The 23616-nt window shown below is 35.9% G+C and carries 24 protein-coding genes and 1 tRNA gene; 12 read left to right on the top strand and 13 right to left on the bottom strand.

Annotated elements, in window-relative coordinates:
* Positions 1 to 12 precede the first annotated feature (12 nt).
* The 12 genes from rpsG (at position 13) to TH67_RS06605 (ending at position 11666) form a co-directional block, all read left to right on the top strand.
* A complete protein-coding gene (gene rpsG / locus TH67_RS06550; protein WP_021090980.1) occupies positions 13 to 483 on the top strand; it encodes a 30S ribosomal protein S7 in 471 nt (156 codons plus the stop codon).
* Between the two features lie 12 nt (positions 484 to 495).
* Positions 496 to 2574 (top strand): elongation factor G, encoded by a 2079-nt coding sequence (gene fusA, locus TH67_RS06555; protein WP_072594869.1) that lies wholly within the window; start codon positions 496 to 498, stop codon positions 2572 to 2574.
* A 79-nt stretch (positions 2575 to 2653) separates the two neighbouring features.
* Positions 2654 to 2730 (top strand) — tRNA-Arg (locus tag TH67_RS06560).
* Between the two features lie 404 nt (positions 2731 to 3134).
* Complete coding sequence (locus tag TH67_RS06565; RefSeq protein WP_021090898.1) at positions 3135 to 3512, top strand: rhodanese-like domain-containing protein; 378 nt, start codon at positions 3135 to 3137, stop codon at positions 3510 to 3512.
* Between the two features lie 151 nt (positions 3513 to 3663).
* Positions 3664 to 4098 carry a Dps family protein gene (locus TH67_RS06570; protein WP_021090517.1) on the top strand — a complete coding sequence of 145 codons (435 nt, stop codon included), beginning with the start codon at positions 3664 to 3666 and terminating at the stop codon, positions 4096 to 4098.
* Between the two features lie 82 nt (positions 4099 to 4180).
* Positions 4181 to 4768, top strand: coding sequence for a hydrogenase-4 component G (locus tag TH67_RS06575; protein ID WP_072594870.1), 588 nt, complete (start codon positions 4181 to 4183; stop codon positions 4766 to 4768).
* Between the two features lie 133 nt (positions 4769 to 4901).
* Positions 4902 to 5339 carry a hypothetical protein gene (locus tag TH67_RS06580; RefSeq protein WP_072594871.1) on the top strand — a complete coding sequence of 146 codons (438 nt, stop codon included), beginning with the start codon at positions 4902 to 4904 and terminating at the stop codon, positions 5337 to 5339.
* A 255-nt stretch (positions 5340 to 5594) separates the two neighbouring features.
* Positions 5595 to 6890: an OprD family outer membrane porin gene (locus TH67_RS06585; protein WP_072594872.1), complete on the top strand. Its 1296-nt coding sequence runs from the start codon at positions 5595 to 5597 to the stop codon at positions 6888 to 6890.
* Positions 6891 to 6982: 92 nt separating this feature from the next.
* On the top strand, positions 6983 to 7540 hold the full coding sequence (locus TH67_RS06590) for a c-type cytochrome (protein WP_072594873.1): 558 nt from the start codon (positions 6983 to 6985) through the stop codon (positions 7538 to 7540).
* Between the two features lie 45 nt (positions 7541 to 7585).
* Complete coding sequence (gene ccsA, locus TH67_RS06595) at positions 7586 to 10681, top strand: cytochrome c biogenesis protein CcsA (protein WP_072594874.1); 3096 nt, start codon at positions 7586 to 7588, stop codon at positions 10679 to 10681.
* 117 nt (positions 10682 to 10798) lie between these two features.
* The gene (locus TH67_RS06600) at positions 10799 to 11113 is read left to right on the top strand and encodes a fatty-acid--CoA ligase (RefSeq protein ID WP_223155486.1); all 315 of its coding nucleotides are present in this window, start codon (positions 10799 to 10801) and stop codon (positions 11111 to 11113) included.
* A 52-nt stretch (positions 11114 to 11165) separates the two neighbouring features.
* Positions 11166 to 11666 carry a hypothetical protein gene (locus TH67_RS06605; protein WP_081370925.1) on the top strand — a complete coding sequence of 167 codons (501 nt, stop codon included), beginning with the start codon at positions 11166 to 11168 and terminating at the stop codon, positions 11664 to 11666.
* 88 nt (positions 11667 to 11754) lie between these two features.
* Here the strand turns inward: TH67_RS06605 and TH67_RS06610 are convergent, their stop codons facing one another.
* From TH67_RS06610 to sstT, 13 genes are all read right to left on the bottom strand, one after another.
* Positions 11755 to 13587, bottom strand: a complete 1833-nt coding sequence (locus TH67_RS06610; RefSeq protein ID WP_072594993.1) for a peptidoglycan D,D-transpeptidase FtsI family protein — start codon at positions 13585 to 13587, stop codon at positions 11755 to 11757.
* 7 nt (positions 13588 to 13594) lie between these two features.
* Positions 13595 to 13888, bottom strand: coding sequence for a flagellar hook-basal body complex protein FliE (gene fliE / locus TH67_RS06615; RefSeq protein ID WP_021090507.1), 294 nt, complete (start codon positions 13886 to 13888; stop codon positions 13595 to 13597).
* On the bottom strand, positions 13888 to 14388 hold the full coding sequence (gene flgC, locus TH67_RS06620) for a flagellar basal body rod protein FlgC (protein WP_072594876.1): 501 nt from the start codon (positions 14386 to 14388) through the stop codon (positions 13888 to 13890). The genes fliE and flgC overlap by 1 nt, the downstream gene beginning before the upstream one ends.
* A gap of 8 nt (positions 14389 to 14396) precedes the next feature.
* Complete coding sequence (gene flgB, locus TH67_RS06625) at positions 14397 to 14831, bottom strand: flagellar basal body rod protein FlgB (protein WP_054196421.1); 435 nt, start codon at positions 14829 to 14831, stop codon at positions 14397 to 14399.
* Positions 14832 to 14893: 62 nt separating this feature from the next.
* On the bottom strand, positions 14894 to 15490 hold the full coding sequence (locus TH67_RS06630) for a thioredoxin (protein WP_072594877.1): 597 nt from the start codon (positions 15488 to 15490) through the stop codon (positions 14894 to 14896).
* An 8-nt stretch (positions 15491 to 15498) separates the two neighbouring features.
* Entirely contained in the window at positions 15499 to 15951 is a 453-nt protein-coding gene (smpB, locus tag TH67_RS06635) for an SsrA-binding protein SmpB (RefSeq protein WP_035142320.1), read from the bottom strand.
* A gap of 14 nt (positions 15952 to 15965) precedes the next feature.
* Positions 15966 to 16709, bottom strand: coding sequence for a 4-(cytidine 5'-diphospho)-2-C-methyl-D-erythritol kinase (locus TH67_RS06640; RefSeq protein ID WP_072594878.1), 744 nt, complete (start codon positions 16707 to 16709; stop codon positions 15966 to 15968).
* The gene (gene csrA, locus TH67_RS06645) at positions 16706 to 16936 is read right to left on the bottom strand and encodes a carbon storage regulator CsrA (RefSeq protein ID WP_021090864.1); all 231 of its coding nucleotides are present in this window, start codon (positions 16934 to 16936) and stop codon (positions 16706 to 16708) included. Before csrA ends, TH67_RS06640 begins: the two co-directional genes overlap by 4 nt.
* Positions 16930 to 17751 carry a tRNA pseudouridine(55) synthase TruB gene (gene truB, locus TH67_RS06650; protein WP_072594879.1) on the bottom strand — a complete coding sequence of 274 codons (822 nt, stop codon included), beginning with the start codon at positions 17749 to 17751 and terminating at the stop codon, positions 16930 to 16932. The genes csrA and truB overlap by 7 nt, the downstream gene beginning before the upstream one ends.
* Positions 17748 to 19817: an ATP-dependent helicase gene (locus TH67_RS06655; protein WP_072594994.1), complete on the bottom strand. Its 2070-nt coding sequence runs from the start codon at positions 19815 to 19817 to the stop codon at positions 17748 to 17750. Before TH67_RS06655 ends, truB begins: the two co-directional genes overlap by 4 nt.
* Before the next feature lie 51 nt (positions 19818 to 19868).
* Positions 19869 to 20318, bottom strand: coding sequence for a hypothetical protein (locus TH67_RS06660; RefSeq protein WP_072594880.1), 450 nt, complete (start codon positions 20316 to 20318; stop codon positions 19869 to 19871).
* A gap of 1 nt (position 20319) precedes the next feature.
* Positions 20320 to 22041, bottom strand: a complete 1722-nt coding sequence (locus TH67_RS06665; RefSeq protein ID WP_072594881.1) for a M3 family oligoendopeptidase — start codon at positions 22039 to 22041, stop codon at positions 20320 to 20322.
* A gap of 87 nt (positions 22042 to 22128) precedes the next feature.
* A complete protein-coding gene (gene sstT / locus TH67_RS06670) occupies positions 22129 to 23496 on the bottom strand; it encodes a serine/threonine transporter SstT (RefSeq protein ID WP_374057350.1) in 1368 nt (455 codons plus the stop codon).
* Positions 23497 to 23616 lie beyond the last annotated feature (120 nt).

The raw sequence follows: 23616 nt of genomic DNA on the forward strand, positions 1-23616 counted from the left end.
GGAAAGATCAAAATGAGAAGAAGAAAAGCCCCTGTAAGGGAAGTCTTACCTGATCCGATTTACGGAAATAAAATAATCACTAAATTTATTAATTCTCTTATGTATGATGGCAAAAAAAGCGTCGCTACTGAGATAATGTATGGTGCTATTAAAGCCATAGAAAAGAAAAATGCTGAGGTTAAAGGCATCGACGTTTTTAACGATGCTATTGAAAATGTAAAACCTATTTTAGAAGTTAAATCACGCCGTGTTGGTGGTGCTACTTATCAAGTACCAGTTGAGGTTCGCCCAGCTCGCCAACAAGCTCTTGCTATCCGCTGGCTTATAACTTACGCTAGAAAAAGAAGCGAAAGAACTATGATAGATAAACTAGCGAATGAGCTCTTAGATGCGGCAAACTCAAAAGGTGCATCTTTCAAGAAGAAGGAAGATACTTACAAGATGGCAGAGGCTAATAAAGCATTTGCTCACTACCGCTGGTAAGAAAGAATTAGTATGGCAGAGAGAAAAACGCCTTTACATAAGGTAAGAAATATCGGTATTGCGGCTCATATTGATGCTGGAAAGACAACTACTAGTGAGAGAATTTTATTCTTTACTGGTATGAGCCATAAAATAGGTGAGGTTCATGATGGTGCTGCCACTATGGACTGGATGGAGCAAGAAAAAGAGCGTGGTATTACTATTACTTCAGCTGCAACTACGGCATTTTGGAAGGGTTATCAAATAAACCTAATCGACACTCCGGGACACGTTGACTTTACTATCGAAGTTGAGCGTTCTATGCGTGTTCTTGACGGTGCTGTTTCAGTATTTTGTTCTGTTGGAGGTGTTCAACCACAATCAGAAACTGTTTGGAGACAAGCAAATAAATATCACGTACCAAGAATTGTTTTTGTTAATAAAATGGACAGAATTGGTGCAAATTTCTTTAGAGTTGAAGAGCAAATCAGGGAAAGACTAAAAGCAAACCCAATTCCTATTCAAATTCCTATAGGTGCCGAGGATAACTTTAGAGGTGTGGTTGACCTTGTAAGAATGAAAGCTTATGTTTGGAATGATGAGAAAAAACCAACTGACTATGTTGAAGAAGAAATTCCAGCTGAAGTTAAAGAAAAAGCAGAGGAATACCGTGCAAAACTAATCGAAGCAGTTTCAGAGACAGATGATAGCTTGATGGAGAAATTTTTTGCTGGTGAAGAGCTAAGTGAAGAAGAGATCAAAAAAGGCATAAAAGCAGGCTGCTTGAGAATGACTATCACGCCTATGCTTTGCGGAACTGCGTTTAAAAACAAAGGAATTCAACCTCTACTTGATGCTGTTGTTGATTATTTACCAGCTCCAGATGAGATCGCAGCAATAAATGGTGTTTATGAAGATGGCGCTGAAATAACTGTTGAAAGTACAGATGATGGCGAATTTGCCGCTCTTGCGTTTAAGATTATGACTGACCCATTTGTTGGACAGCTAACATTTATCCGTGTTTATAGAGGAAGCCTTGAAAGTGGTAGCTATGCTTACAACACAGTTCAAGACTGCAAAGAGAGAATCGGTCGCTTGCTAAAAATGCACTCAAATAAACGTGAAGAGATTACCGAGCTTTTTGCTGGTGAGATCGGCGCTGTTGTTGGTCTAAAAAATACTCTAACAGGTGATACTCTAGCTAGTGAAAAAGATAAAGTTATCCTTGAGAGAATGGACTTCCCTGAGCCAGTTATTAGTGTTGCAGTCGAGCCAAAAACAAAAGCTGACCAGGAAAAAATGGCAATAGCACTTCAAAAACTAGCTCAAGAAGATCCAAGTTTTAGAGTTAGTACAGACGAAGAGAGTGGTCAAACTATTATTAGCGGTATGGGTGAGCTTCACCTTGAGATCATTGTTGATCGTATGCTTCGTGAATTTAAAGTTGATGCTGAAGTTGGTCAACCACAAGTTGCTTATCGTGAAACTATTCGTAAGACAGTTGAACAAGAGTATAAGTATGCTAAACAATCAGGCGGTCGTGGTCAATATGGTCACGTATTTTTACGTATTGAGCCGCTTCCAGCTGCTAGTGGATTTGAATTTGTTAATGATATCAAAGGTGGTGTTGTTCCAAAAGAATATATTCCAGCTGTTGAAAAAGGTTGCAAAGAGGCACTTCAAAGTGGTGTTCTTGCTGGTTACCCAGTCGAAGATGTTAAAGTTACCCTTTTTGATGGTAGCTACCATGAAGTTGACTCATCTGAAATGGCATTTAAACTTGCTGCTTCAATGGGATTCAAGGAAGGTGCTAGAAAGGCAGGTGCTGTTATTCTTGAGCCTATGATGAAGGTTGAAGTTGAAACTCCAGAAGAGTATATGGGTGATGTTATAGGCGACCTTAACAAACGCCGTGGCCAAGTAAATTCAATGGATGATAGAAATGGTGTGAAGATCATTGCAGCTTATTGTCCATTAGCTCAAATGTTTGGATATTCAACAGATCTTCGCTCAATGACTCAAGGCCGTGCAACTTATTCAATGGAATTCGATCACTACGAAGAAGTTCCTAAAAACGTAAGTGATGAGATCATTAAAAAAAGAAATGGCTAATTAACCAAGGAAGGGCAGAGTAATCTGTCCTTCAAAAATTAATTATTCTGATAAAATCTATCTACAAAATATGTGAATTGTCCTCATAGCTCAGCTGGATAGAGCGTAGAATTCCTAATTCTAAGGTCACAGGTTCGAACCCTGTTGGGGACACCATCATACAATCGCCTTTGTAAAATACAAAGTGCTCAAACAAGTGTTTTTTAAATATACTAAAACGTATAATAAGATATAGCAATTTATAAAAATGCTCTTATGCTGATCAGTATAATATAGTAAAAGAAAAAATGTAAAGAATGGACTTTATAAAAAAGATTACAAGTGATATGCAAATAAGATCACTAATATCAAAGAGAAATTTTATAAAAACATAATGGTAAATGACTATATTTCCATCAATCTAGTCGGTTTATCTATATATGCATTCGTAGTGGGTTTAGCTTTTTTATCAATACGTTATATTATTAATTTTTATCTAAACTAATAAATTTTATCAACAAAAATTTTTATATATTTAATAATCCGTGCTAACATTTCAAAAATTTATTTAAGGAGAATAGATGAAAAAAATTTTACTTTTAGGAGCCGTTTGTTGCATGTTGTCAGCTGATGTTAAAACCGTTAACATAAGCCCAGATGAGATCAAAAAATATGATCAGATTATCGATATAAGAACTCCATCTGAGTGGCAAGAGACTGGCGTTATCGCAGGTGCAAAGACTATAACTTTTAATCCAAACGATAAGAGTGCATTTTTGGAGGAGCTTTCAAAGGCAGTTGATATCAAAAAACCTATTGCTCTTGTTTGCAGAAGTGGCAGAAGAAGTACGGCAGCAGCCGCAGCGATAGATAGCTCAGATCTTAAGATAATAAATTTAGATGGAGGTATGAGTAGCTTGATCGAGCAAGGCTATAAAACTACGCCTTATAAAAAATAGACAAATTTTGTGATCCTATATTTGACTACAAGATAAATTTATTTTGTAGTCAAATTTTATATCAAATAATAAAATTTATTATTTGATTAACCATCGATTAACTCTAGCTATATATAATTTCATCATATTTATAATAAAAAAAGGAGACAAAATGTCAAAAGTTATTTTACAATTAAATGTTATTCAGGCTGATGCAAATGCACTTTATATTAAATTTCACGATCTTCACTGGAATGTAAAAGGTATTCAATTTTTTAGCGTTCATGAATACACAGAAAAAGCTTATGAAGATATGAGTGAGATATTTGACGATGCAGCTGAGAGAGCTCTTATGCTTGGTGGCAGACCTATCGTCAAGGCTGAGGAGCTAGCAAAAGTTACTCATATTAAACACGAGCCAAAAGAAATTTACACTCCAACTGAGGTTTTAGAGATTGTCTTAGCTGATTATAAACACCTTTTGGGTGAGTTTAAAAAGCTTGACGAGCTTGCAGAAGGTGATACAACAACTCAAATGTATGCACAAGATCAAATCGCAAAATTTGAAAAAGCGATCTGGATGCTAAACGCAACACTTAGCAAATAACTGCTAGCGGGAGTTTTCCCGCTTTATCTAAATAAATTCTACTTTTTGGCGATATTGATTTTATAAATTTTAAGGAGCCAAAATGAAAATTTCTCAAATCGCAAACTCATATAATAGTTCAAGTATAAAAGAAAATGTAAAATTAGAAATTTCGCTTCATAAAGATGAAAAGGATATCTCTAAAAAAGAGTCTGAAATTATAAATTTAACAGCCAAAGACATTTCAAATGGCTACTTTTTGCAGTATCAAAAAGAGATCGTTAAAAGTAGTAGTTCAAATTTATTAGCTCAAGGTGGCTTAAGCTTTAATGCACCTAAAAATTTATCAGAAATTTTATCAGGCCTTGATCTTGCAAATATCGGCTATAACGGTAAATCTTTAAACGAGCTAAGTAGTGACGAGGCAAATGATCTTATTAGCGAGAATGGATTTTTTGGTATCGCAAATACGGCTGATAGGATAGCTAGCTTTGTGCTAAATGGTGCAGGCGATGACGTGGAAAAACTAAAAGCTGGTAGAGAGGGTGTGGCAAATGGTTTTGAGGATGCGAAGAAAATTTGGGGAGGCGAGCTTCCTGAAATTTCACAAAAAACTATCGAAAAGACTCTTGAGACACTTGATAAAAAGATCGCTGAGCTTGGCGGTAACGTTTTAAATGTTTCAGCTTAACTATTTTAGGCAGGCTCGCCTAAGATAAATTTGTATGATCGTGTATATAAATTTAGATACGATCCTTTAATTTCCCACAAAATTTATTTAATCTTAAAAGTTATACTTCGCCGTTTTACACTAAGGAGAAGAGATGAAAGCTAAAATTTTACTTCCACTGGCAACTGCTATCATGTTTTTGGGTTGCTCATTTTTTGAGGATAACCCACCAGTGCGAAAACAGCCAAGACAGGTCATGCAAAATACACCAGTAAAAAGCTCGATCAAAGGTTTTATAAAAGAGGTTACTTATAAAGATTCAAAATACTGCTATGAAATAGTGGCGAGCGATACAAAAAACCACAAACTCAATAAAGCAAATTTTTGTGCAAATAGATACTATTATGATAAAGGCGACTTAGTCTATGCAACATTTTATGCAGATAAACTTATAGATATGCTTCTTATAAAAGAGGGCGGCTCTCGTGGCTTATATAATGGTATAAAAAAGCCACAAAATGAAGTCATTATTAAAAGAAAAAATGTAAAAACAAATATCGAAGTGCCAAAAGAGGAAAAAATTTCTTTTTAATTACCGTTGATTTACTGCTTGCTTATATAATTTCAACAGCAATCAAAACTAGAACTCCTTTTAAGGGGCAAAGCAACAGCCCCTTTTTCTTTTTACTCCTTTAAAATTTTGTCCTTGTTTTATTTAAAATTATCAACTTTTATCTATTTTTGATTAATTACGGTAAACGATCGGTAACTGAAATTAAAAATTTTAAGCTTCATGTTAAATTTTATTGATTATAATCGTCGACACAAAACCTTAAAAGGAGAAAAAATGAAACTAACAAAAATTAGTTTAGCCGCTTTGGTTGCTTTAGGTGCATTTTCAAGTGTAGCAAGTGCTACTCCACTTGAAGAAGCTATAAAAAATGTAGATCTTTCAGGATTTGCAAGATATAGATATACAAACGATAAAAAACACGGTGAGTTTTCTAATACAAAATCAGAGTCTGGCTCAAAAGCTGGTCATCAATTTAAAGCAGTAGCAAATTTTAAAGCTGCAATTGATGATAACTTCTTTGGCGTTATTGGTTTAAGATATAACGCTACTGATAATTCTGGTGATAATACTCAAGGAGATCAAGGCTCTAGAGGCACTGGCACAGATAAAACTAATACAACTGATCCATTTAAAGTTCATCAGTTCTATCTTGGCTATAAAGCTGGAAACACCACTATAACAGCTGGTAAACAAGAGATCGGCTCATACTTTACAGATGATGCTATCGGTACTGGTGTAAGAGTAGTAAACCAAGATATTGAAGGCCTTACTCTAACAGCTTTAGCTTTTGATGCTATTGAAGGTGATGACACAGAAAGTGATGGTGATTTATACGCAGCTAAAGATGCAAATGGTGACGATATAAATAGGGTAAAAGTTTATGATTTTGGTAATCTATATGCAGCAGGTATAGCTGGTTCATATAGTCCAATAGACTTCCAACTATGGTATGCAAGCTTAACAAACCTAGCTGACCTTCTTGCAGCTGATGTAACTGCAAACTTTGCTATAAATGATGATGTTAGCTTAGGCGGTAGAGTTAACTATATAAATACTACTGTAGATAAAAGTGCAAAAGCACATCTTTCTAAAGATATAGATGAATCTAATGGCGTTGCAAACTATAATGATGGTAACTTCTATGCTGGCGAACTTACAGCTTCACTATTTGGCTTTGATTTAAGAGCTGGTTATATGGGTTGGAAAGTTGATAATAAAGGCGTAACATCATTTGCTCTTGAAGATAAAGGTAGCCTAATAGATGTTGGTGAGCTTACACTTGATCCAACTTGGGCTGATGGAAAAGCAAACCTAGTATATGGAACAGCTGGATATACATTTGATAAATTTACAGTTGGTGTTGATTACATAAAAGGTCACATTAAACACGCTGCAGCTGCTGGCGAAAATGGCAAAGAAAAAGTTGAAGAGGTTACCCCAAGATTTGCATATGAGTATAGCAAAAAGCTAACATTTAGCTCATACTATGCATTCAAAACTTCAAAATTTGCTGATGAGGCTAAAAACAAAGAAGATCAATTCAGATTTGAAGCTAAATACTCATTCTAATCGTAGCTCATTAATCAACTTATGATATAATCCCGGGTCGGAGCAATCTGATCCGGGATTTTTAAATTTAGAGCAAAATTTCAAGGAAAGTTATGAAAAGTATTAAAATTTCTTTTTTGGCGTGTTTTTTGGTGGCAAATGCCTTTGCAGCTTCACAAGTCTACTATATAGAAGCTCGTGGTGAGTTTGGTAAAGAACTTGCTGAAATGGCAAAAAAGCAGGCTAATGATAGAAATGAAAAAGTAAATGTCTATGTTGATGAAGATCCAAGACGCTATAAAGATAATAGAATTTTAAAATTAGGCGTTGATAGAAAGGGTAGATATAGTGTTTCTTTAGGTAAGGAGCTTTATGAAAAGCAATGTGCTAGCTGTCATGGCGAGAATGCTGATAAAAGGCCATTTGGTTCAACACCTCTAAAAAATATGGATGCTAAAGATATTGAAGATAGCATCATCTCTTATAGAAGTGACTCAAGTTTTGGCGGAAGCGGCAAAAATGTAATGCAAAACCAAGCTAAAATTCTTTCAAATAATGATCTTGGCGCGATTCTCGCCTATCTAAAAGGTAAAGATGCATTTGCTGAACAAGACATAAATGAGAACAAGCCGGTCTCTACTCAAACAAAGCAAGGCAGTTATTTAAGATAAGTTTCACTTTGATAGCTTTGTCATAATATAAATAAAAGGAAGCAGATGTTAAATCCAAAATCATTATTTTTAAGTATGGGCTCAGCTATCGTTTTGATGATAATCTTTGCCATAGCTAGCGGAGCCGCCACAATAATAGAAAGTAAAACTAGCACAGAAGCTGCATGGTACTATGTTTATGGTGCCAGCTGGTTTGCGCTAATTCAACTACTTCTTGGTATAAATTTGACCTATAATATCTTTAGATACAACTTAATCGATCCCAAAAAACTTCCTTCGCTTATCTTTCACCTTGGTTTTATCGTTATCTTAATCGGTGCTGGAATAACAAGATATCTTGGCTTTGAGGCTGATATGCATATAAGAGAGAAAACTCAGTCAAATATCGTTACGACAAAAATATCCTATTTAAATTTAACCGCATTAAACGATAATGGAGAAGAGATAAACGCTGCTTTGCCGTTAGGACTTTCTGATGCAAAAAAAGGTTTTGATCTAAAGCTAAAAATAGCAGACAATGAAGCTAATTTAAAATTTAAAGAATTTGTGCCAAATGCAAGTTATAAGTTTGTGGATGATAAAAATGGGCAACCAGTAGTGGAATTTGTGGTTTCAAACGAGAGTGAAAGTGAAGAAATCTTCTTGTTAGAAGAAGAGGAAGCAAGAGTTGCAGATATTAGTTTTATCTTTAATGCTAAGCCAGATGAGAGTAAAAAATATGTACTTTTTAAATTAGTGGATGGAAATTTCACAGTTACTTCAAATACTGATCTTTCAAAATTTACAATGAGCGATAGTTCAAAAACTGAGTTAGAAGCTGGTAGCGTCAATGAATTTGGTATGGGTAGTCTTTACACTATTTCAAATATAAATTTTGCTCCAAGATTAGTTTCGACTCATGCTTTAAGAAAGCTAGTTAGCACAAAAGATAGCGAATTTAACGCCTTGATAGCTGAATTAAATTATAAAGGCGAGAGTAAAGAGATGCATATTTTTTATAACCTAACAGAGCCTTCACGCTTGGCTGTGGCCGGACAAAAATTTAACGCTTCATGGGGTGCACAGCAAGTTAAACTTCCGTTTAGCTTATACTTAAAAGACTTTGAGCTTAAAAGATATCCTGGCTCAAATTCTCCTATGAGCTATTCAAGTGAAGTTATTGTAAAAGATGATACAAACATGTCGGGGCTTGACTATAAAATTTATATGAATCACGTGCTTGACTATGATGGTTATAGATTTTTCCAAAGTTCATACGATACAGATGAAAAAGGAACCATTCTCTCTGTAAATAAAGATCCAGGCAAGATACCAACTTATATCGGCTACTTTTTGCTTGGGCTTGGCTTTGTGTTAAATGTTGTAAATCCTGGTAGCCGTTTTAGAAAACTAGCTAAGTTAATAGACAATGAATCAACAAAGGGTGGTAAAAAGGTTGTTGTTATCATTGCCATTATGCTTTTAAGTTTAAATTTTAGCTCATTAAAGGCTGAAGACTTTTTGCCTAATATCAGCAAAGAGCACACACAAAAGCTTTCTAGACTTATTGTGCAAAGCTCAGATGGTAGAATGAAGCCATTTGATACTCTTAGCAAAGAAATTTTAAATAAAATACATAGAAGCGAGAACATAAATAGCCTAAATTCGAATCAAGCAATGCTTTCAATAATGGTAACTCCTGATTTTTGGCGAAATGAAAAAATTATCTCACTTGGACAAAGCAAGGAGCTAAAAAAAGAGCTTGGCATAGATGAAAATGCAAAATATGCAAGTTTTAATGATTTTTTTAGAGCCACAAAAGATGGTGGAAGTGAATATAAACTCACAAAATTTGCTGAAATTGCTAATCGTAAGCATCCTGGATCACGCAATACATTTGATAAAGATGTGATAAAGATCGATGAGAGATTGAACGTTTTTTATATGATATTTATTGGTGAAATTTTTAAAATTTTTCCAAAACAAGATGACCCATCAAACTCTTGGTATTCGCCTGCTAGTGCAATGATGTACTTTCCGCCTAAAGAGGCTGATCTGGTCATTAATATGATGAGAGAGTATTTTGCAGCAGTTGATGCAGCAACAAAAGATAATGATTGGAGTAAGGCTGATGCTGCACTTGATAAAATTTCAGCCTATCAGCAAAAGTACGGTTCTGCTGTAATGCCAAGTGAAGAAAAGATAAATATAGAAATTTTGTTTAATAAAATTCAAATTTTTGAACGATTGACGCCGATTTATCTTTTAGCAGGCCTAGCGCTTTTATTTTTTGTTTTTATCAAAATGCTAGCTCCAAAGGTCCAGATAAATAGCATTGTAAAGATTGTGTATATTATAAATTTACTAGCTTTTTTTGCTCACACTGTCGGACTTGGACTTCGTTGGTACATTGCTGAGCATGCGCCTTGGAGTAACGCTTATGAATCGATGGTCTATATCGCTTGGGCTTTAGGATTTTCTGGTATCGTCTTTGCAAAACGTAGCCCTATCGCCCTTGCTCTTACGTCTATATTGGCTGGCGTTACATTGTTTGTTGCGCACCTTAGCTGGATGGATCCACAGATCACTACACTTGTGCCAGTGCTTCAAAGCTACTGGCTAACAATACACGTTTCTGTCATTACTGCAAGTTATGGATTTTTAGGACTTTGCGCATTACTTGGTGGCTTCACGCTATTGCTTATCATTTTACAGAATAAGAAAAAGCCAAATCCAGAAATTTCTCGCAATATCCTCGAAGCTACCCGTATAAATGAGATGGCTATGATACTAGGACTTAGCTTGCTTACTCTTGGAAATTTCCTAGGCGGTGTTTGGGCGAACGAGAGTTGGGGCAGATATTGGGGCTGGGATAGTAAGGAGACTTGGGCGCTAGTTTCGATACTTGTTTATGCCGCAGTTCTTCATATAAGATTTATTCCAAAACTAAACAACCAGTATGCATTTGCAGTGGCTTCATTTTTTGCTTATTGGTCGATTATTATGACTTATTTTGGTGTAAATTTTTATTTAGCTGGCATGCACTCATATGCAGCAGGAGATCCATTACCAGTGCCTGATTTTGTCTGGATTAGTATCGTAATAATGGTACTTATGAGCGTTTTAGCATTTACAAAGCGATCACTTTGCTCAAGGCTTTAGATGCTAATAAAAGGTCTAATAGTTTTCTTTATTATATTGCTATTAATTGCAATTTGTGCGCTAATCTATTTACTTTTAAGAAATAGAGATTATAGCGCCGAAATAAAAGAGCTTGCGTTGGAAAAAGAAGAGATAACGATCGAAAAGCTTGAAAAGCTTGCGGGTGATAATAGTTTAAGTAAAAACGAGCTTTTCGAACTTATTCAAATCTTTGTAGGAAATTTTAGTATACCAGCTAAAAATAACCAAGTCATGCCAAAAGAAGCAAATAACTATATAAATTTCATAATTTTAATCTGCTCTCATAAAAATTCTGATGCAAAGCTCATCAGTTTTTTAGACAAAGAAGCTAAAAAGAAAAATCCAAGCTATATTGTCGAGATAGAAGAGAGTGAGAAAATCGGCATAGAAAATCGCAAAAATCGTAGATAAATTTATTTAAAAAAGTGTAGTTAAATATCTTAAAATTAAATTTGGCATAAAAATGAGTTCTTATGATTTTGATTCTATGTACGCGATATTTCTTATTTTATTTTCAATCGTATTGCCTATATTTTTGATAATTCCTGCAGGTAGATATAACATAAAGATTTATGCGAGTAAATTTGATCTAATTGGACTTCATATAATTTTTCCAATCATTATATTGCCTACTTTGGTAAGTGCTTTTATTTTAGTTTGTAGCTTTTTAAATATTTCAGATTATACTGGTTTAAGCTTTGTGTTCTATGCTTTTTTGATTCTAATGATAGCCTATATAATTTATGGTTTTTATGTTTGTATCAGATATAACTACGGTTTTTTTCATTGCATCGTAGCGCTTTTTTTAAGATTTAATTATGTTGCACCACTTATTTATCTAATCTTTTTAGGTGGAAAAAACTACAAAGATGACAAAGAGATAACCTCTAAAAATATTAAGGACTTAAAATTTTTTGATCAGTTTAGATTTTCTATTTATAATTTAATTGCTATTAGAAACTAAAAGTATTTTAAGAGCATTAAAGACTTTGTGATTAGAGAAATTTATTAAAAGCAAAAGAAATTTTTATATCTTTCTTGTCTTTAAAATTTTAGTCCAAAGCAGGTTTTTGTTTTGTCTTATCGTTTTTAAGCTTATCTTTTTTGGCTTCAAACTCAGCTATTACATTCGCATCAGGAAATAAATATCCATCCTCAACCATTAGGTCAACTGCTTTTTTAAACATAGGCAACGCACTTTGAGCGCCGAAGTAGTAGTAAGGTCTTTTAGGATCCCTTGCTAAAACGCCTATTGTGTAGCTATTGCCTCTTGTATCATTTACAAAGCCAAAAAATGAGCCATTGTAGGTATTGCTGTATCCACCACTACCTGAGGCAATGTGTGCAGTTCCAGTCTTGCCACCTATCTCAAGCCCTGGCGTAAAGGCTTTTAGTCCAGTACCTTTCTCAACCGTTTTTATTAAAATTCTCTTCATTATCTTTGCGGTTTCTTGTGATATAACTTGAGCTGGCTCGGACTTTGGCAAATCGTATCTTTTTCCATTTCTCTCTAAGTAGGCAACCATGTGAGGAGTAACTTCAATGCCTTTATTATTAAATGTATTATAGGCTTTTAAAAGTTGCATAAATGTAGCTTGCAAGCCGTATCCATAGCTCACAGTTGCCTTATAGGTTGATGAGTTTAGCTTTGTAACTGTTGGCATCATACCTACTTGCTCGTAAGGTAGATCTATGCCTGTTTTTCTTGAAAAGCCAAAATTTAAAAGTCCTTGATAAATTTGTGGCCCATTTAAACGCTCAACAAGCTGAATCATGCCGATGTTTGAACTGTGCACGATTATATCTTCAGCGCTCATAAAAGGCTCTGGATGGGTATCTTTGATTATCCTTTTGCCAAGTTGATATCGGCCATTATAGGTATTTACAAGCTCAAATGGATTTACTTTCTTCTCCTGAAGTAAGATAGAAAATATAAATGGCTTAAAAACTGAGCCAACTTCATAAGCATATTCACTAACGGTCGAATTTAGAGCGCTATAATCTTGCTTTCTTATGTTTGAAGGATCATATCTTGAGCTAGAGGCTAGGGCTAAAATTTCTCCATTTTTGCTATTCATTATACAGATGACTAACTCTTTTGCATCTAGAAATTCACGCTTTTCATCTAAAATTTGCTCTAGTTTGGTTTGAAATTTAAGCGGTATAGAGAGCACCGCATTGTAGCCATCTACTCTTGTTGCTAAATTTGAGTCACTTGTTAAAATGATATTGTTTCCAATATCACGAGGCCCTAAAATTTTTGCATTTTGTATCGGAGCTAAATAATCTTCATAATATCTCTCAAGACCTTTTACACCTTTACTTTTTGTAAGTGCGTCACTTTCAGTTTTGCTCACGTAGCCAATAGCTGGTGTGAGGGCGTCTTTTGACATAAATTTACGATTTTGTCCACTCTCCATTACTCTCATGCCCTGAAATGAAGCAAGTCCTGTTTTTGGATCAAGGTATGAAACCAAAATGCTCTTGCGATTTAGCTTTCTTGAGAGCTCTTGAAGGTAGGTAGCACCCTTTGCATCAATGCTATATGAGAGCGTAACGATACCTTTTGTGCCATTTATAATCTTTCTTACTTTGTTTGGATCGTCGCCGCTGTAAAGCGAATATAGCTTGATAAACATCTCTTTTTTATTAGGATCAATATTTCTAGTGTCAAGCATTACTTTGTAGAGTTTTTGACTTGAAGAGATGCTAAAGCCATCTTTTGTGATTATATTACCACGAATTGCTGTGTTTATATCGCTTGTTTGAAGCCTAGGAAGCTTTCGCTCTATACTTGCTCTATAAAATATGACAAGCACAAATATTGAAATTCCAAAAGTAATTAATAAAAAAAGTATGGTTATTTTTGATTTTCTGGAATTCATTAATGACTTAAATTTGTGTTCTAGAAATTTCTTTATAAGCACTTAGTGCTTTGTTGCGAATTTCTAGCATAAGCTTCATGCTAGTCTCTGCTTTGCCTATCGCAATAGCAGCTTGGTGAAGATCTTTTACCTCGCCAGTTGCAAGATCAGCTATGGCTTTATCAGCGTTTATTTGAACCTTGTTTAGCTCTTTTAAAGAGTCGTTTAGAGCATTTTCGAAGCCGCCTTCTTCGCCTGCTTTCGCTATTTTATTTGAATTTTCATTTTTATTTATTTTGTCTAAATTTATACTATTTATCATTATGCTTGTCCTGAAATAAGTGATATCGCACTTTGTGCTATTGTTTTTGCGTTTTGAAAGGCTGCCACGTTTGCTTGGTATGCCCTTGTTGCTTCAAGCAGGTCAGACATCTCAATGACCGGATTTATATTTGGAAATGCGACGTAGCCATTTGCGTTTGCATCTGGATGGCTCGGGTCGTATTTTAGCTGAAAGTCCTTATCGTCACGCACCACTTTATCTACGATCACGCTAGTTAGGGTAGGGTGAGCGTTTCTTGGTGAGCTTGGATCGTCGAGTGGATTTTCATACTCGAGTAGACTTTGTGAACTTTTAAGCTGATCGTTTAAAATTTTATCAAAATTCATCTCTTTAAAGATGACCTCTTGCCTTCTGTAAGGGCCACCTTCGGCCGTTCTTGTAGTTTGAGCATTTGCTATATTTGAGCTGATGACGTTCATCCTAAAGCGTTGCGCGCTTAGTCCGTATCCGCTAATATCAAAATCATTTAAGTATGACATCATCTCTCCTAGTTCTTAGCACTTGCGTCTATTACGCTTTTAAAGATATTGCTTTGAGCCTTGTATGCGTTATCAAGGGCGTTTATCATAACTGTGTTTTTACCCATTTCTGTTGTTTCTACGTCAAGGTCGACTGTATTTGCGTCGTTTCTAGCCATGTGACCGTCACGCAAGAAAATTTGAGCTGTGTCGCTTTTTGGAAAATCAACCGCAGCCATATGCGCTTCGTTTGTCTTAGCAAGTTGTAGTTTTTTTTGGCTTGAAGTGTTATAAATTTCATTTGCTTTTTCTTTTAAAACATCTTCAAATCTTATATCTCTAGCTTTATAAAATGGTGTATCAACGTTTGCAAGATTGCCAGAGATTAGTTTTTGGCGTAGTTCTCTGCCTGCAAGAGCTGATTCAACAAGTGGGCTAGATTTTGATTTATCTAAAACAAACATTTAAAATCCTTATGAAATTTCACATTTTTATAAGCAAACGATGTTCCAAATATAGGGCAAATTTATTTTGTCTCATAAATTTTTGCCAGATCTTCTTTCATTTTTGTGACTTTTATACCACCAAGATAGTATTTTATCCCGTATTGTCCGCTATCTACGTCTGTTAAAATTTGATATTCGCCATTTTTTATCACTACTTTAAAAGGTAGTGCGATCTCGTGTTTATATTCGATGTCTCTTACGATCTGTTCGGCAAGTCTGTCATTTATCTTTTGATCGTTTGTTATGAAATAATAGGCGTTAAATTTTTGCATAAATTCGTGTAAAACATACTCATTTGTGACATTTTCAAAATGAGTTAGTCCAATTAGTGTAAATTTATCTTTGTTTTCAAGCTGATATTTTGTAAGCTCGGCTGCCTCTTTTTGGCAAGGTGGGCAAAATGTGCCAAAAATGTCGATCATTAAAACTTTATTTTCATCATTTTTGATAGTAAAGCCGTGATCTTTTCGAACTAAAGTAAGCTCCTTGCCGCTTACATCTACAAGTTTGACCTCTTCGTTTGGGCTAAATTCTTTAAAATTTGCATTGCTGCTCTCGTCTTCGCCACAACCAAAAAAAGCAAATAAAGCTATTATTAAAACAAGTAAATTTTTCATCTTATCCCTTAAACATATCTTTTTATGGCAGCTCTTGCCTCTTTGTCTGCCTCGCGTCTTTTTAAAGTCTCGCGCTTGTCGTGCAAATTTTTACCTTTTGCAAGGGCTAGCCTTGCTTTTACGATGTTTTTATCGCTTAGATAAAGTGCCAAAACAACCAAAGTAAGCCCATCTTGTGAGACTTGACCAAAAATTTTATCGATCTGCTTTCTGTGCATCAAAAGTTTTCTGGCTGCTCGCTCATTTGGACGAAATGCGCTGTGTGTGGTCTCAAGATAGCTGATATGAGCGTTTAGTAAGAAAAGCTCACCCTTTATGACGCGCACAAAGCTATCTTTTAAATTTGCTCTGCCAGCCCTTAGAGCCTTGACCTCGCTGCCTTTTAAAACGATACCAGCTTCAAAGGTCTCAAGTATACTAAAGTCATGCAAAGCTTTCTTGTTTTTCGCTAGATCTTTTATCAAAATTTTACCTTTTATTTTACGCTAAATACGCTACTACCGCTACCACTTAGAAATTTATCTTTAAACTCGTTCATCTGTGGATAGAGCTTAAAGCATGGGGCAAAAAGATCGTTTAACTCCCTATTTTTATAAATTTCAAGTAGCTCTTTGCTCTTTAAATTTTGCATCTTTTTTGCAGCATTAACGTCTATGTATTGTAAGAAATTGCTTCTAAAATCTTGATAAACCGCCGGTGTGGAGCAAAAAACATTTGGTGTGAAGATATTTAAATCTGGCACTTCATCATCAAATTCTTCTATGATCTCACCTATACCTCTTACATTTGCTGCCTTGTAGCCACTTACGAAAAAAGCTACATCTGCACCGATTTTAGACGCTATTTGCATCAAATTTTCACGTTTTATATTTAAATTTAGTTCGTCATTTACCATTAGCAAAAAGGTGGCGGCGTTTGAACTACCTCCGCCAAGGCCCGCACCTATTGGGATATTTTTGTTGATGATGATGTTATGGGAGCTAAAAAACTTGTCGAGCTCGTTTGAAAAGCCGGCTCTTTTTAGCTCATCTACCGCTTTTTGGATGATGTTATCTTTTATATCGTGGTTATTGCATTCTATGGCAAAAGAATCTGACTTTTTAAAATAAATTTCGTCAAAAAGCTGCTCACAGAGGATAAAGCGCGATAAAATTTCGTGGTAGCTGCCTCTAGTGCCAACTATCTTTAAAAATATATTTATCTTTGCAAAGCTTTTCATTTCTCGATTTTTTTAGCTAGCTCGTGGATATCGGCTTCACTTGCAGTTTTTGTGGCATGGATATTTTCGTTTTTGATATCGTTTGCTAGTTCGCTTCTTAGTATCATTGTATTTCGTGGTGCTTCGATACCGAGTTTAACGGTATTTTTTGAAATATTTACTATGACAACTTTTATGTCATTTCCTATTAAAATTTCTTCATTTTCTTTTCTTGCTAGGATTAACATTTTTCAACCTTATTTAGAGTGTAATTTATAGTATCATCCGTGATTTGGATTACGCTCATAAATTTATCATAATTTAGCAAATAAATTCCTTGCTTTTGTGTTTCAAAATCGTTAATTTTTAATTTCTTACCATTAAGAATATCGTTTATGTCCCCAAAGTATGTATTATTCTGAATGTTTAAAAAATCACAAATATTCAAAAATTTTTCATTTTCGTAGCAAAATTTGCCTTCACTTATTCTTTTTAATGAGCTTAAAGTTACATTATAACCAAGTCTTTTCCCAAAAATTTCTGCATACGAACGGATATAACTTCCTTCACTTACGCTTAGACGGATAGCTAAAAATGGGTGCGAGTAGTTTAAAATTTGGCTATCAAAAATTTCCATCGTTTCTGTCTTTAGCTCAAATTCTTCGCCGTTTCTAGCTAGCTTGTAGGCTCTTGTACCATTTATGTGCTTGGCGCTAAATTTTGGTGGGATGTAGCTTATCTTGCCAGTTAGCTCGCCTCTAATGGCTTCAAGTTTTTCTAAATTTAGCTCTTTTACATTTGAAATTTCAGTGATATTTTCATTATCCATGCTAGGACTACTTGCCCCTAGCCAGATCGTAGCTTCATAGACTTTTGGACTTTTATCTAAAAATCTAAAAAATTTCGTATATGAACCAAAGGCAACGATGAGACAGCCGCTAGCAAATGGATCAAGTGTACCTGAAAATCCAGCTTTTTTAACGCCGTATTTTCTCTTTAATCGCCCTAAAAAGTGGTTTGAACTCATGCTAGCTGGCTTGTTTGCCACGAAGATGGCGTTCATACGGCCTTTTCCACGAAGCTTGACATTATCTCTCTTACATTGCCACCAAAATTTATAGTCAGCTTAAACTCTTTTTTGATCTTGCTAACCGCGCTCACTCTGCCGATACCAAAAATTTTATGTTTAACAAGGTCACCTTTTTTAAATTCATTACTCTGTTCGATGACTAGCGAGCCATGCGTGATACCGCTCTCACTTAAAAATCTACTCTTATTTAGCCTCGTGCGCTGACCTTTGTAAAAGCGCGAATTTGCAAAGCTTAGACTAAGTGTTTTTTTGGCTCTTGTTATCGCCACATAAGCAAGTCTGCGCTCCTCTTCGATATCGCTTCCATCGCCAATTAGTGGGAAAAATCCCTCTTCAAGGCCGATCACAAAAAGGTGCTCAAACTCAAGTCCCTTACTTGCATGTACACTCATGATACTTATAGCCTCATCGCTAATGCCGTCTTGCTCGCTTGTTAGCGTGATCTCGTTTAGAAATTCCTCCAGATCAAAGCTTGGATTTTGCTTGATCTGATCTTTTAAAACAGCGTAAAACTCATCGATGTTCGCCGCTCTTTCAGCACCATCTGGCAAGCTCTCGTAGTATTTTTTCACGCCAAATTTAGCTTCAAATTTATCTATCAGGTCAAAAACCGAGCTACTTTCTTGAAGCTCTTTTAGATTGTTTGCAAACTCAACAAGTGCAGATTTTACCTTTTTGCTAAAGGCTTCATCGTTATCAGAGATGTTTGAGATCGCCTCGTAAATGGAAATTTTGCCTTCAAACGCTATTTTTTCAAGCTTATCAAAGCTCACTTTGCCTAGTCCTCGCTTTGGGCGATTTATGATGCGTCTTATTGAAAAATCATCGTTTGGATTATTTATCAGCCTTAAGTAGCTTATGATATCTTTAATCTCGGCTCTTTCATAAAATTTTACACCGCCGACCATTTTATAAGCGATTTGCTCTTTGTTTAGCCCATCTTCAAGCGAGCGAGAGAGCGCATTTATGCGGTATAAGATAGCGATATCTTTTGCTTGCACGCCTTTGCTTAAAAGCTCTTTTATGTTCTTTGCGATCTTGCCAGCTTCAACGTTCTCATCAAAGCTCTCTATCAAATTTACGGCTTCGCCTTCGCCTTTTGTGCCCACAAGCTTCTTGCCAAGGCGGTTGCGGTTATGATCTATTAACTCGTTTGCAGCCTTTAGTATCGCCTCGCTCGAGCGGTAGTTTTTCTCAAGTCTAATGATCTTTACATCTTTAAACTGATCTTTAAAATTTAAGATATTATCTATTTTCGCACCACGCCAGCCGTAGATACTTTGATCATCATCGCCCACCACGCAAATGTTTTCGTGGCATAGACAGAGCTTTTTTAGCAGTTTATACTGAAGGTCGTTTGTGTCTTGATACTCATCGACCATTATGTATTTGTATCGGTTTGAAATTTCTCTTGCTAGCTCTTCGTTTTCGTCTAAAATTTTATATGTAAGCCCCAGCAGATCGTCAAAATCAACAAGATTATTTGTTTTGAGATAATCTTCATATTTTTCATAAATTTGAGCAGCTTGTTTGTAAAAATTATCCTTGCTTTTATCGAAAGACGAGAAATTTGCGTTTTTGTAGACCTCTTCGACGCTTAAAAGTGAGTTTTTGTAGTTTGAAATTTCGCTTGACAAAATCGCGGTTGCGACCGGACTTTCAAAGCTTTTGATGATGCGTTTTTTATCGTCTGTGTCGATTATGACGAAGTTATTTTTTCTGCCAAGCTTTTCTATGTAGAGCTTTAAAAACAAAAGTCCAAATTTGTGAAATGTGCAAAGAAGCGGCGAGTAGTTTTTGCCGCTTTGGCTTAGCATCGCCATGGCTCTGCTACGCATCTCGTTGGCGGCTTTGTTTGTAAAAGTAAGAGTTAGTGTATTTGCCGCGTCTATACCGACCTCACCGATGAGGTAGGCAAGCCTAGTTGTGATGGTCTTTGTCTTGCCGCTGCCAGCTCCTGCAAGTATGAGCATCGGACCATCTATATGAGTAGCTGCTTCACGCTGGGCTTCGTTTAAATTTGATAGTAATTTTTCCATTTTTTGCTTTTTAAATTTTCTTTTGATTTTAGCCAAAAATGCTTAAAATTACTATTTTTTTTTAAATATATCTTTATTTTTAGGATTTTGTAAAAAGACTGAAACTGATTTTTTTGTGTGGTCTGCTTGCTTCTCTTTTGGCTTATGAATAGAAAAATTTACAAGGATTGGGCTATTTTCAACCAAAATTTGAACCACTGCACCGAGCGGAAAGGAGACCACAGAGGCAAAATTTTCACTACCAAATCCAGCCTCGAAGCTAAGCTCATCTTGTGTTAACTTCGCACTCTCAAGCGTATAGCCACCAAGTGAAAACATAATGACTGGCATATTAAAGCTCCTGCTTATCTCATCTGGCAAGCTTGGCTCAAAGCTAACTAGCGGTAAATTTGCCATAACTGAGAAATTTACCTCTTTTTCAAGCAAAAAATCAATGCACTCATAGACGTGCATCTTCATCAAAAGTGAAAATTTCTCATCATCTAAAATTTCGTCTAACATTTTAATCCTTTGAAATTTCTAAAAACTCATCTACTAGCTTTTTAACCTCGTTTATACCGATCTGCCAGAAATTTTTATCATCGATATCAAAGCCAAATTTAGCCACAAGCTCCTTTGGACTAAGGCTGCCGCCAAGGCTCAAAAAATCGGTGTAAATTTCAACAAAATTTTTGCATTTGCCACTTTTATAAAGCCCCAAAAGCGCAAGCACAAGAAGCTGCGCGTAAGAGTAGGCGTAGCAGTAAAATGGCGTGTGGATGAAGTGCGGGATGTAGCTCCACCAAATTTTGTAGTAGTCATTTAGTGTGATGCTTTTGCCAAACATCTTTTTGCCCTCTCTTAGCCAAATTTTATTTAGCTCATCTAGGCTGATCTCGCCCTCATGTGCGTGCACGGCCCTTTCAAAGGTGGTGAAATTTATCTGGCGGTAAAGCGTGGCAAATACATCCTCGATCTTGCCAGCGAGCAGTGAAATTTTCTCCTTTTTGCTAAGGCCATCTTTTACGTGGTCAAAAACTAGCATCTCGCAAAAGACTGAAGCCGTCTCAGCCGTGGTTAGCGGAGTGTCTGAGTTTAGGTAGCTTACATTATAAGAGAGTTTTTGATGCACGGCGTGGCCAAGCTCGTGAGCTAGCGTAAAAAGGTCTCTTCGTTGGTTGGTGTGATTTAGCAAAACATAAGGGTGAGTGTCGCTTGATCCTGAGTGAGAAAACGCGCCACCTCGCTTGTTTGGCGCCGGATAAACATCGATCCAGCCGTCACTAAAGGCACTTTTTGCTATCTCGCCAAATTTAGGCGAAAATGCCCCAAACGCCTTTAAAACTATCTTTTTGCACTCATCAAATTTATACTCCCCCTCACTACTAAGAGGTGCGTACCTGTCGTAATCATAAAGCTTTTTAAGGCCTAAAATTTCTCTTTTGCGCTCGTAAAATTTAGCAACTAGATCAAAATTTTTCTCAGTTACGGCGATGAGTGAGTCAACGCTTTTTTTACTGATTTGATTTTCAAGGTGTCTTGGCTCTTCAGGAAGCTTGAAATTTCTAAGCTCGCAGCTTGTTTTTAGATCAGTTTTTATCATATTATATATGTAGCCAAGAAGGTGCTGGTGCTTTCTAAGCTCGTTTGAGAGGCTTTTGGCGGCTAGTTTTCGCACGCTTTGGTCGTTGTCATGAAGCTTTGCTAAAATTTCCTCTTCGTTTAAAAGCTCGCCTTTAAATTTAAACCTCATTTTGCTCATGCTCTCATCAAAAAGCCTTGAAAAGCCCTCAGCTCCAGTGCTTGCGGTGCGAAGCAAAACTCTTTCTTCGGCAACGCTTAGTTGGTGCGGTTTTGCTTTGGTGAGGTTGCTTAGATAGTAGCCATATTTTTTGGAGCTTTTGATGATCTCTTCTTGTTTTTTAGGGCTAAGCTCATTAAATTTGATCTCGAAAAATATCAAATTTTCATTTGCTTTTGTCGCTATCTCATCGATCTTTGCATAAAACGCTCCCTTGCTTGTATCTTTGGCAAAATTTAAAAAAGCATAGGTTATTACTTTTGAAATTTTAGCTATCAAACTTTCATATTCACTAAATGCCTTTAAAAACTCGTCTGTTTTTAAATTCTCATAATTTTCTAGGTATTTATCTTTAAATTTCTCGCACTCTTTTTGTAAATTTAGTGCGTTTTGCTCGCACTCTTTTTCGTTTGCAAAAAGTGCTTTTAGATCCCAAATTTGCATATTTATCCTTTAAATTTTTGGGACATTTTACAAAAAAATGGATAAAAGTAAAATTTCAGCCAAAATTTAGCTGAAATTTTATGAAGGTTAGTTTGAAGTCTCTGAGGCTACGGCTGTAAAAAGAACGTCTGATGAGCTATTTAACGCAGTTTCAACTGAGTCTTGGATGACGCCTATTGTAAAGCCAACTGTGACAAACTGCATGGCGATGTCGTTGCCGATACCAAAAAGTCCGCACGCTAATGGCACTAAAAGAAGTGAGCCGCCAGCCACACCAGATGCGCCGCACGCACCAAGAGCTGAGATGAAGCAAAGAAGTAGCGCATCGCCAAATGTAACTGTGATAGATGGGATAGAATTTACCGCAGTAAGCGCTAGGATGCTGATAGTAACTGCTGCACCGCCCATGTTTATGGTGGCACCTAGTGGGATCGAGATCGAGTAAAGCTCCTCTTTTAGACCAAGCTTTTTGCAAAGTGCCATATTTACAGGGATATTTGCGGCCGAGCTTCTTGTAAAAAATGCTGAAATAGCGCTCTCTTTTAGGCAGATCATGACAAGTGGATAAGGATTTTTTCTAGTTAATATAAAAACCATGGCTGGGTAGATGATAAATGCGACAACAAGCATTGCCCCAACAAGAACTAAAATTAGTTTTAGATATCCTGCAAGTACCTCAAATCCAGTTTCATGAATGCTAATAGCTACCATGCCAAAAATACCAAATGGAGCTAGTCTAATGATAAATTTAACAATATGAGTTACACCATCGCTTATGTCTTTAAATACTTTTTTGGTCTCAGCTGTGGAATTTCTAAGTGCTATACCACTACCAACTGCCCAGGTAATGATGCCTATATAGTTGCCATTTGCAAGGGCGTTTATTGGATTTTCGACCATTTTATAAATGAGATCTTTTAAAACATTGGTAATTCCTTGAGGTGCTGACATATCAGCGCTTGCAAGGCCTTTTAAAGAAAGCTCCACTGGGAATAAGAAACTAGCAATAACTGCAACAACGGCTGCTAAAAACGTACCAATTAGATAGAGTGTAATGATCTTTTGCATACCTTTTGTATGACCAAAATCTCTTAAAATGATGGATGTCGCTACTAGAACAAAGACAAGAATTGGTGCGATAGCTTTTAAAGCGCCTTTAAATAAATCGCCTAAAACTGAAGCTGAAGCTGCGATAGAATCGGCTGAACTAGCTTTTTCTTTGGCTTCATTTAGCTGCTTGGCTTCATCTTGACTAAGGCGAGTTTTTATAACTTCATCTACGCTCAAACCACTTTCGTTTTGAATAGTTTGAATTTTAGCTGAGATCTTGTTATAAGGAGTAGCTTCGTAGTGTGTGTAAAAGCCAACTAGGGCACCTAGAATGATACCAACTAAAATTTGAACTATCAAATTTCCATCGGCGTATCTTCTTGCTATGTTTTTAAGCATATTCATTTGACACCTTAATAAATTAGTTTTTTGTTGATTTTAGCTAAACAATTTTTAAATATAAAGAATTTGATAAAGATTAATTAGCTTTTTAAATAGATTTGTTACAATTGCACAAAATTTTAG

The organism is Campylobacter concisus (assembly GCF_001891085.1).
Taxonomy (GTDB): Bacteria; Campylobacterota; Campylobacteria; order Campylobacterales; family Campylobacteraceae; genus Campylobacter_A; species Campylobacter_A concisus_O.

Bases quoted from the DNA above. Each gene is read 5' to 3' on its own strand.
- TH67_RS06640 (WP_072594878.1), bottom strand. From the start codon at position 16,709: ATGAAAAGCTTTGCAAAGATAAATATATTTTTAAAGATAGTTGGCACT.
- csrA (WP_021090864.1), bottom strand. From the start codon at position 16,936: ATGTTAATCCTAGCAAGAAAAGAAAATGAAGAAATTTTAATAGGAAAT.
- TH67_RS06590 (WP_072594873.1), top strand. From the start codon at position 6,983: ATGAAAAGTATTAAAATTTCTTTTTTGGCGTGTTTTTTGGTGGCAAAT.
- TH67_RS06580 (WP_072594871.1), top strand. From the start codon at position 4,902: ATGAAAGCTAAAATTTTACTTCCACTGGCAACTGCTATCATGTTTTTG.
- flgB (WP_054196421.1), bottom strand. From the start codon at position 14,831: ATGTTTGTTTTAGATAAATCAAAATCTAGCCCACTTGTTGAATCAGCT.
- TH67_RS06610 (WP_072594993.1), bottom strand. From the start codon at position 13,587: ATGAATTCCAGAAAATCAAAAATAACCATACTTTTTTTATTAATTACT.
- TH67_RS06605 (WP_081370925.1), top strand. From the start codon at position 11,166: ATGAGTTCTTATGATTTTGATTCTATGTACGCGATATTTCTTATTTTA.
- TH67_RS06665 (WP_072594881.1), bottom strand. From the start codon at position 22,041: ATGCAAATTTGGGATCTAAAAGCACTTTTTGCAAACGAAAAAGAGTGC.
- sstT (WP_374057350.1), bottom strand. From the start codon at position 23,496: ATGAATATGCTTAAAAACATAGCAAGAAGATACGCCGATGGAAATTTG.
- TH67_RS06660 (WP_072594880.1), bottom strand. From the start codon at position 20,318: ATGTTAGACGAAATTTTAGATGATGAGAAATTTTCACTTTTGATGAAG.
- fliE (WP_021090507.1), bottom strand. From the start codon at position 13,888: ATGATAAATAGTATAAATTTAGACAAAATAAATAAAAATGAAAATTCA.
- TH67_RS06655 (WP_072594994.1), bottom strand. From the start codon at position 19,817: ATGGAAAAATTACTATCAAATTTAAACGAAGCCCAGCGTGAAGCAGCT.
- TH67_RS06630 (WP_072594877.1), bottom strand. From the start codon at position 15,490: ATGAAAAATTTACTTGTTTTAATAATAGCTTTATTTGCTTTTTTTGGT.
- ccsA (WP_072594874.1), top strand. From the start codon at position 7,586: ATGTTAAATCCAAAATCATTATTTTTAAGTATGGGCTCAGCTATCGTT.
- TH67_RS06585 (WP_072594872.1), top strand. From the start codon at position 5,595: ATGAAACTAACAAAAATTAGTTTAGCCGCTTTGGTTGCTTTAGGTGCA.
- TH67_RS06570 (WP_021090517.1), top strand. From the start codon at position 3,664: ATGTCAAAAGTTATTTTACAATTAAATGTTATTCAGGCTGATGCAAAT.
- fusA (WP_072594869.1), top strand. From the start codon at position 496: ATGGCAGAGAGAAAAACGCCTTTACATAAGGTAAGAAATATCGGTATT.
- TH67_RS06565 (WP_021090898.1), top strand. From the start codon at position 3,135: ATGAAAAAAATTTTACTTTTAGGAGCCGTTTGTTGCATGTTGTCAGCT.
- flgC (WP_072594876.1), bottom strand. From the start codon at position 14,388: ATGTCATACTTAAATGATTTTGATATTAGCGGATACGGACTAAGCGCG.
- rpsG (WP_021090980.1), top strand. From the start codon at position 13: ATGAGAAGAAGAAAAGCCCCTGTAAGGGAAGTCTTACCTGATCCGATT.
- TH67_RS06575 (WP_072594870.1), top strand. From the start codon at position 4,181: ATGAAAATTTCTCAAATCGCAAACTCATATAATAGTTCAAGTATAAAA.
- truB (WP_072594879.1), bottom strand. From the start codon at position 17,751: ATGAACGCCATCTTCGTGGCAAACAAGCCAGCTAGCATGAGTTCAAAC.